The following is an 8701-nucleotide window of genomic DNA, read 5'->3' on the forward strand; positions in this document are numbered from 1 at the left end:
ATGCACAAATCGCCATAACGCTTGGGTCTGAGCAAAACTGCTTTTAGTATCCATAGTTGCTTTCATACCAGCATGTAGATAACCGTTTGGGTGAGTGTGATTGTGTACGAGTTGTTGATATCGTTTGATGAGCCTCGTATCTAGCTCCATTTTATCTATGCCATACTGCGCTATTTTATCAAATTTATGCTCAATGATAAATTGTGTAGATACCTATGCCCTGAAGTGGGTGGTTTTACGGCGACCGGTGATAAAATGGTTTAAACAACCAACATTAGTCGTTAATTATGCAGCTGCCATAATACCAAATCCGCCCTTATTTTTCGCCACCTTTAGTTTTAAAAGCTGTCTTTTTAATCACTTAAAAAAAGTTATTTATAAAATAAACTAATATCATCAATAATTTCACTGCTAAAACTTGCACGAATAAAAAAAACAGCATAGGCTTAACAGTTACAAAAATAAAGACATCGACTCCGTTATCAATTATGAGTCACCGTTCATGGGCAAAAACCATTCACCAGACCATCGGTAAATAAATTTTTAGGACTTTCTATGCTATCAAAATGGGTTCGTAACATTCTCCAGGCTACCGTGTATGACGTCGCTATTCAGACGCCTTTAGATTTTGCACCAAAGTTATCTGCTCGTTTTAACAACGACATTCGTTTGAAGCGAGAAGATTTACAGCCTGTCTTTTCATTTAAGTTACGAGGCGCCTATAACCGAATTAGTCAGCTATCTGAAGAGCAAAAATCTCGGGGTGTTATTTGTGCCTCCGCTGGTAACCATGCTCAAGGGGTGGCTTTCTCTGCTGACAAGTTAGGCCTTAAAAATATTATCGTTATGCCCACCACTACCCCAGACATTAAGGTTAAAGCAGTCAAAGCTTTGGGCGGTAATGTGGACTTATACGGCGACAACTTTGATGTCTCAAACCAGTATGCCATTGAGCGTTCGATTAAAGAGGGTTTAACTTATATTCCTCCTTATGACGATGAGTTGGTTATTGCTGGGCAAGGCACCGTGGCTTTGGAGATTAATCAACAGTGGCGAGATGTAGACTATGTGTTCGTCCCAGTAGGCGGCGGCGGTCTACTGGCTGGTGTCGCCGCCTTCTTAGGCGAGGTGGCCCCTCATGTCAAAGTCATTGCCGTTGAACCTGAAGGGGCAGCCAGTTTAAAGGCAGCCATTGAAGCGGAAGATCGCGTCAAGCTGTCTCAAGTCAGCTTATTTGTTGATGGTACTGCAGTGGCACAAATTGGTGAATTGCCTTATGAGGTTTTCAATTTACAAAAAAGCGATAACTCAGGCAAACTTATCGAACAAGAAGTAGTGACCTGTACCAATGATGAAGTCTGTGCAGCGGTCAAAGATGTGTTCGAAGAAAGACGCAGCATTGTAGAGCCTTCAGGAGCTCTAGCGCTGGCAGGCATGAAGAAATACTTAAGCAAAAACAAAATTAGCGGCAAAAACTGTGTGGCCATCATCTCTGGTGCCAACATGAACTTTGACCGTTTGCGTTATATTGCAGAGCGTACTGAAATTGGTGAGAAAAAAGAAGCGGTATTTGCCGTTACTATTCCTGAGCGTACCGGTGCTTTCTTAGAGTTCTGTCGTGACTTAAAAGGTCGTAATATCACTGAGTTTAACTACCGCGCGCGCAGTCGCACCTCACCGGACTCTTTAGAACCTGCCAGTATTTTTGTGGGTATTGCCTTAAAAGAAGGTGATAAAGAGCGCCACACTATTGCAAATTCCTTACATGAAGCCGGTTATGATGCTCATGATCTAACCGATGATGATATTTCAAAGTCTCATATTCGCTACTTAATTGGCGGTCATGCCGGACTGACAGATGAGCAGCTGTTTAAAGTCAGCTTCCCAGAACGTCCTGGCGCTTTACTTAATTTCTTAGAAAGATTGGGCACAGATTACAACATCACCCTATTCCACTATCGAAATCATGGGGCGGCTGATGGCAGAGTATTGGTGGGCATCCAGGCCACAGCCACCAGCTCACTTGCGGTACAAGATATGCTACAAGAAATTGGCTATGACTGTACCCCGGTAACTGACAACGTGGGGTATCAGCTGTTTTTGAAGTAGCTTAATTGAAGTTGCTGACTTATACCCCCATAAATAAAGAAGATACTCATAAAAACCAGCTACCTGAGTGGTTAAAATTTATAGGGAAATTATGGCAAAATCAAAAGATACTGATAACAATAGCAACTCGCTACAAAAGGTTCGCTTGGACAAATGGTTATGGGCAGCCCGATTCTATCGCACCCGTAGCCTAGCCAAGCAAGCCATTGAAGGCGGTAAAGTACATTTTGCTGGGAGCCGAGTTAAAACCAGTAAAGAGATTAGCGTTGGTGATGAGCTTACTATTCGTCAAGGCTCTGCCACTGCCATGACCGAAAAAACGGTGGTGGTTAAAGATTTGTCGGTTCAACGCGGCAATGCTACTGTGGCTCAAGCTTTGTATGAAGAGACAGAAGAGAGCATCAAAAGACGCGAATACTTTGCAGAACAAAGAAAACTGGCCAACTTGGCTCGTCCAGACACCAAGCCTAATAAGAAACAACGCCGTGATTTACAGCGTTTTAAATACCAAGCCGATTAAGAAGGCTGTTAATGGGCTTTACTTAGCTTATAAGCTTAACTTACAAGCTTAACTTATGATCTTAATGTCCGCTTCAACCGTAGCTATTTACCGCTAAATGCTGACCTCTGCGTAGCCGTCTTCTACTATCGTTTACCCCCTAACCTTGTTAGAATAGCCTTCACATTAAGAGGGCTGTTTTTATTTGAGCGACTTACCTTTAGTGAGTCTATCAGCAACTTGTTTTAGCACAAAAAGCTACTAATACCCTCTTTTCTCCTACTTCATTAAAATAATTATTAAAGGTTATCTTATGCCTATGTCAGATACGACACCTAAGTCAGTTCTACTAGTTTGTCTTGGCAATATCTGCCGTTCTCCTACAGCAGAAGGCATCATGAGACAGCGTACCGCCATTGCAGGGTTAACCCTGAAAATTGATTCGGCAGGTACTGGCGATTGGCATATCGGTAAGCACCCTGACCCTCGTGCTCAAAGCCACGCCAAGCAACATGGTTATAACATTAGCAAACTGATCGCTCGTCAAGTAAGCCCGCAAGACTTATTGGATTTTGATTTAATTTTGGCAATGGACTCTCAAAACCTAAAAGACTTGCAACAAATTCGCGAGCTTGCCGCACAAAAAGCTGGCGCTGAGGACCTTGCTCGCTTGGCATTAATGAGTGAAGTAGATGCCAGCTATCTCAACCAAGATGTGCCTGACCCTTACTATGGTGGTGAGGATGGTTTTGAAGAAGTCATCAAAAGACTTGAGTCGTCTGTAGATGCTTGGATAGATACTTGGCAACTATAATTGCCGGTTTTTAATTGATTGTTATTAACCCCTAATCCCCTAGTGACCCTGTCATATTTATTTGATAGGGTCACTGCTATAATATTAAGCTTATTTAATTGAGTTCCAAATCGCCTATGAGCCCCTCATCTCAAATCCACAGCACCCAAGCCAATACTGCTAACCTCTCAGCACAGAGAACTACTGAGGGCTTTGCATTGAACAACCTAACCACAGTGGCTGCAGACTTAATTGAGTACAATACCATGCGTCTGTCTTGTCAGACAGATAGGCTGATTACCCTGAATTTAGAGTCTGATATTGAACCTGCGGTGGCAGAGATTGATAGGCTTGGTACCCCAATATTTGTGCTTTCTGGGGGTAGTAACGTCATTTTGCCTGAAATACTACACGCCAGCGTGCTGCATCCTACTTATAAAGGTATCGAGATTTTAGCCGAAGGTACCGATAGCATTACCATTGAGGTTATGGGCGGCGAAAATTGGCACGAACTAGTGGTTTATACTGTCAATCAGGGTTGGTATGGTTTAGAGAATTTAGCGTTAATCCCAGGGCTGGTGGGGGCTTCTCCGGTACAAAACATTGGCGCCTATGGGGTGCAATTAGAAGATTACATGACCCATGTTAAGGCCTTTCATTTACCTACCCAAACTTGGCATGAGTTTAACAAAAGCGACTGTCAGTTTAATTATCGCGACAGTATTTTTAAGCAACAAGCAGGCCAGTGGCTGATTACCCGAGTAGGTTTTAAACTGCATAAAGATGCCCTTAAAGTGACTGCGAACTACGGCGATGTCTCTACCTTGGCAATGACTAAAGCAGAAGCTGACTCGCGCTCAGAGATTACCGCCAAAGATGTGATGCAGGCCATTATCGAAATCCGTCAGTCGAAGCTGCCTGACCCAAAGAAGCTCCCTAACTGTGGCAGCTTCTTTAAAAACCCCATTATTGCTAATAATCGATTTGCTGCCTTATCCGCTGAGTACCCTAACATCGTGGGCTACCCTGTGGGGGATGAGCAGACCAAAGTCGCCGCAGGCTGGTTGATAGACAACGCTGGCCTAAAAGGCAAAGGTATCGCCCCCATTTTGACCCATGACAAACAAGCTTTAGTATTGGTCAATCATAGCGCAGCAGACAGTAACACACCGGCCTCTCAGCACGATATTTTAGCCACACAGCAGCTTATCCAGCAGACCATTCAAGATCAGTTTGGTATTGCCTTAGAGCGTGAGCCTGTCTGGGTAAATAATGAAGCCCATTATTAATATATCTTGGTGTCACCTTCGATGACTAAGTCGCCCACTCCGATAGCCCCCATGGTCAATATTGTAATAAAGTCCTCTTTGGTATTTTTATTACTAGGGTTAATGACTCTGGTTGGGTTTTATACCCCAATGTTCTCTTCTGTGGGCTTGTGGGTGCTCAATCATTTACCGATACCTAAGGTCGCACAGCACCCAAAACTGGTGTTAACTTCCCCTACTGCGATGAAGGATGCCGTCGATAATAAGCAGCCTGACACACCTTTATCTTTAAATATTCCCTTTAATCATCAGCCTACGGCCTATGTTGTATTAGGCGGCGGCCTTACTGAAGCAGATACTTACCAGGATCAGCAAAACCCAGATAAAAATAATAAAACTGAGAATGCTCGGCAAATAAAATCTAGCATTTCAGCGAGCTATCAACCCAAACCACAAACTGATGAGCCCCCACAGCAAGCTCGAGGCTCCTCTTTGCAAAAGCCAGACATTGTGCTTAATGACTATACGTTAAGCCGGATGCAGACGGTCATCCAATATCAGCGCAACAACCCATTGCCGATAATATTGACCGGAGTGGATGCTCCTTGGATGAAAGATTGGTTATATAATTACAATATTGAGAATGTCATCACTGAAAATGCCAGTATGAACACTTGCGAAAATGCCCGATTCACTGCCAAACGTCTGCATTTACAAGATGTATATTTAATTACAGATGCCTATCACATGACGCGTGCTCGTCGACAGTTTGCCTTAAATGGCATTCATGCCTTACCAATTCCCGCGCCTCTCCCTATGCAGAAAGGCTGGCTTGAGCCTAGAAATAATGCTCAGCATTCTCGTCGTACTTTATATGAGTTGGCCGCGTATGCTCGTGATGTGTTTGTGCCACAAGATAATTGCCGTCAAGCCAGTGAAGTCAGCTTTGAGACCTTATTGCGCAGTCGAAAGCCGGAAGATGTAAAGACATTCTAGTCAGTCCTTTTTGGATTAGACACTTTGTTTTTTAGTTTTTTTTTACTAAAAAGCATTATAATATATATAAAGGTATATTATATTTTTTTAAAGTTGACGACTGTGCTTTTTATGATCTGTTGATATTTTTATTCAATTAATCGTACGCTTAAAAAATGGATGCCTAATATGGTCAGTATGTATTTACTTATTCCGTTAAGCCTTATGCTATTTGTGATTGGTATTTGGGCGGTTCGCTATGCCGTTAGATCCAATCAATTTGAGGATTTGGATAATGAATCGCAGCGCGTTATTTTAGATGACCGCCAGGAACGTAGACAAGCTCTGGGCGGTAACCCTAACCCTACTACGCCTAAAGCCGATACACCGCCTCCAAAGGTCAATAATCAATCGAATACTAGCAATATCTCACAAGCTGATAGTAAAGATGAATCAGCGGATGGCAAATAATAGTTGCCAACTGTGAACCTTCAATTTGCTCTAAAAACCAAACCTTACGGATAATTTTTTTATGACAATTCCTTTATTATTAGCAGCATTTGCTATGGGTTTTTTTGGTTCTCCACACTGCTTAGGGATGTGTGGTGGCTTGGTTACCGCTTTTGGTTTATCAATGCAAGAGGTAAGCGCTCTAAAAAAACGAGGACTTATTGCCACTTATCATTTTGGCCGACTGATTAGTTATTCAATTTTAGGGGTTATTGCGGGCATCATTGGCACCACCGTTTTGGCCCCAATCCTTATGGGTAACGCAACGCCTCGTATTTTACTGGGCTTGGTATTGGTATTCATCGGCTTATCTATGCTGGGCATGCCCTTTTTAAATAAACTTGAAAAAGTGGGCATGGGCGTTTGGAAAAAACTGTCTCCCTTACGTCAAAAAGTTTTTCCTTTAAACACTTTTCCAAGAGCTCTAGCCGCTGGCTTATTATGGGGCTTCCTACCTTGTGGTTTGGTATATGGTGCCCTACTTATGGCCGTTGTCGGTAATAATGTTACCACGGGTGCTTTATTAATGTTCGTCTTCGGCTTAGGGACGGTTCCTATGTTAGTGGCTACCCAAGAGACCGTAGGCTGGTTACACAAGCAAATTGGCCGCTATAAATTACGTCAATTAAACGGAATCATTATGATTCTATCGGGATTGGCAGTGATTGCTCTACCTATGGCAATGAAACATATCGGGGGTCATGGCGATCACGGAGCACATGGTGGCCATCAAATGCACGACAGCTCAATGTCTGCTCCTGCTGAACACGGCGCTCACGATCAGCATTCTATGGGTAATGAAGATATGACAGGCCATGACATGCATTCAGCAGAAGAGATGCCTATGCAGCATCATTCTCAATAAAATAGCCTCTCCTCTCATAGCTTGTATAAACATCCTATAACCAATAAACCAATAAACCAATAGTACATAGCAAATAGGGCTACTGAATCTCAGTAGCCCTATTTGTATTTAGTGTTTTCAGTTAAAGTATTTGCGCTTTAAATGACAGCAGTAGCCAATTAATCTAGCTGCTCAAGTTTCAGCTTGGTATCTAAATGAGCTTCAATAGCCGGTAAATTAAAGGCATCATCTTCACTTACGAAGCTAATGCTAACTCCTTTTTGGCCAGCCCGACCTGTACGCCCTATACGGTGCACATAATCATCAGGCTGATCGGGCAAGGTATAGTTCACCACATGGCTAACATCATCCACGTGAATGCCGCGTCCCGCCACATCTGTGGCCACCAACACCTTAGCATTGCCGTTTTTGAATTTGTCCAAATAACGCTCACGCTTACTTTGATCGACATCACCGGAAAGCATGACCACGTTATGCTCCGCTCCCAATCGATTATACAAGCGCTTAACCTGATCTTTTCGATTGGCAAAAACAATGACTTTATCTGCCTGTTCAGAGGCCAAAATACGGGTCAAAGCCTGATACTTATCAGCCTCTGTTAATAGGTAGAAGTGTTGCTCGACCAAATCACTGGTCTTATGCTCAGGCTCAATCTCAACAAAAAACGGATTCAATAGCCATTTATAAGCCAAATTCATAACATCTTGGTTAAAAGTTGCTGAGAATAATAAACTTTGTCTATCGGTATTGGGCGGCATGTAACGCATCAATCGCTTAATATCAGGAATAAAGCCCATATCTAACATACGGTCCGCCTCATCTAATACAAAAGCTTCGATGCGGTCCAAAAAGACATGACCTCTATGAATCAGGTCAATCAGACGGCCAGGCGTTGCAATCAAGATATCGGTAAATTCCTGGTCCAAAGCTGCTGTCTGTTGCTCATAATCTATTCCGCCCATCACACAAACACTATGCAGCTGAGTGTGTTTGGTCAAAGCAATGGCATCCTCGAAGATTTGATTGGCAAGCTCACGAGTCGGTGCCAAAATTAACGCTCTTGGCTCCCCCAAGTATCGCTTTTCATCGGCCTGGAACGGACGCTTTAATAAGGCTTCTATGATAGTAATAAGAAAAGTGGCAGTTTTTCCGGTGCCAGTTTGTGCTTGACCAATGGCATCTTGTCCCGCTAACGTGTGCGGTAGAATCTGGGCTTGAATCGGCGTCAACTGAGTGAAACCCAACTCTTCCACCGATTTTAGGACACTGTCACTTAAATCTAAATCGTTAAATTTAATAAAATCATCCATTAAACTTCCTTAGTGTTTACGTCATTTATGGTTATTAGTACGCTACTTTGATGATTGCTTAGCCGGTGTCAGCAAAACACTAGACCCTTTTTAAATAACTCTATTTTAGCTATTGTCTATTTTTAAGCTATTATAGGTCATTGCCATCACCAATGCCTAAGTTAGATAAGGATAATTATCCCTGTTCATTGACCTCCTCCCCTCGCTAAACCGAGGGGATTCCTACAGCTAGACGGTCAAGCCCGACCGCAAGGATATTCTTAGCAGCATTGGTATCTCTATCATGCCATGTGCCACACTCAGCACAAGTCCATCCTCTTATTCGCAAACCTGCTCTACCTTTTGGACTACTGTCACTTATTTTATGGCAGC

At 43.0% G+C, this 8701-nt stretch carries 9 protein-coding genes; 7 read left to right on the forward strand and 2 right to left on the reverse strand.

Translation table 11 applies throughout. The features are described from left to right. Positions 1–555 precede the first annotated feature (555 nt). The 7 genes from ilvA to A1019T_RS10655 all read left to right on the forward strand — a co-directional run bounded on the left by ilvA (position 556) and on the right by A1019T_RS10655 (position 7019). Positions 556–2109 (forward strand): threonine ammonia-lyase, biosynthetic, encoded by a 1554-nt coding sequence (ilvA, locus tag A1019T_RS10625; RefSeq protein WP_077451614.1) that lies wholly within the window; start codon positions 556–558, stop codon positions 2107–2109. A 91-nt stretch (positions 2110–2200) separates the two neighbouring features. Further along, on the forward strand, positions 2201–2629 hold the full coding sequence (locus tag A1019T_RS10630; RefSeq protein WP_077451615.1) for an RNA-binding S4 domain-containing protein: 429 nt from the start codon (positions 2201–2203) through the stop codon (positions 2627–2629). A 292-nt stretch (positions 2630–2921) separates the two neighbouring features. After that, positions 2922–3422 (forward strand): low molecular weight protein-tyrosine-phosphatase, encoded by a 501-nt coding sequence (locus A1019T_RS10635; protein ID WP_077451616.1) that lies wholly within the window; start codon positions 2922–2924, stop codon positions 3420–3422. Positions 3423–3538: 116 nt separating this feature from the next. Next, a complete protein-coding gene (gene murB, locus A1019T_RS10640) occupies positions 3539–4690 on the forward strand; it encodes a UDP-N-acetylmuramate dehydrogenase (RefSeq protein ID WP_077451617.1) in 1152 nt (383 codons plus the stop codon). 21 nt (positions 4691–4711) lie between these two features. Beyond that, positions 4712–5665, forward strand: a complete 954-nt coding sequence (locus A1019T_RS10645) for a YdcF family protein (RefSeq protein ID WP_095532611.1) — start codon at positions 4712–4714, stop codon at positions 5663–5665. 168 nt (positions 5666–5833) lie between these two features. Continuing rightward, on the forward strand, positions 5834–6115 hold the full coding sequence (gene ccoS / locus A1019T_RS10650) for a cbb3-type cytochrome oxidase assembly protein CcoS (protein ID WP_077451618.1): 282 nt from the start codon (positions 5834–5836) through the stop codon (positions 6113–6115). A gap of 61 nt (positions 6116–6176) precedes the next feature. Continuing rightward, positions 6177–7019 carry a sulfite exporter TauE/SafE family protein gene (locus A1019T_RS10655; RefSeq protein WP_077451619.1) on the forward strand — a complete coding sequence of 281 codons (843 nt, stop codon included), beginning with the start codon at positions 6177–6179 and terminating at the stop codon, positions 7017–7019. A gap of 158 nt (positions 7020–7177) precedes the next feature. Here A1019T_RS10655 and A1019T_RS10660 read toward each other — a convergent pair whose 3' ends face one another. Together A1019T_RS10660 and A1019T_RS10665 are read right to left on the reverse strand one after the other, a co-directional pair. Continuing rightward, complete coding sequence (locus A1019T_RS10660) at positions 7178–8329, reverse strand: DEAD/DEAH box helicase (RefSeq protein WP_077451620.1); 1152 nt, start codon at positions 8327–8329, stop codon at positions 7178–7180. 205 nt (positions 8330–8534) lie between these two features. Continuing rightward, positions 8535–8701: zinc ribbon domain-containing protein (locus tag A1019T_RS10665; RefSeq protein ID WP_143514048.1), on the reverse strand; the 167-nt coding region annotated here is incomplete at its 5' end.

The sequence above is a fragment of the Psychrobacter piechaudii genome (assembly GCF_900162825.1).
Lineage (GTDB): Bacteria > Pseudomonadota > Gammaproteobacteria > Pseudomonadales > Moraxellaceae > Psychrobacter > Psychrobacter piechaudii.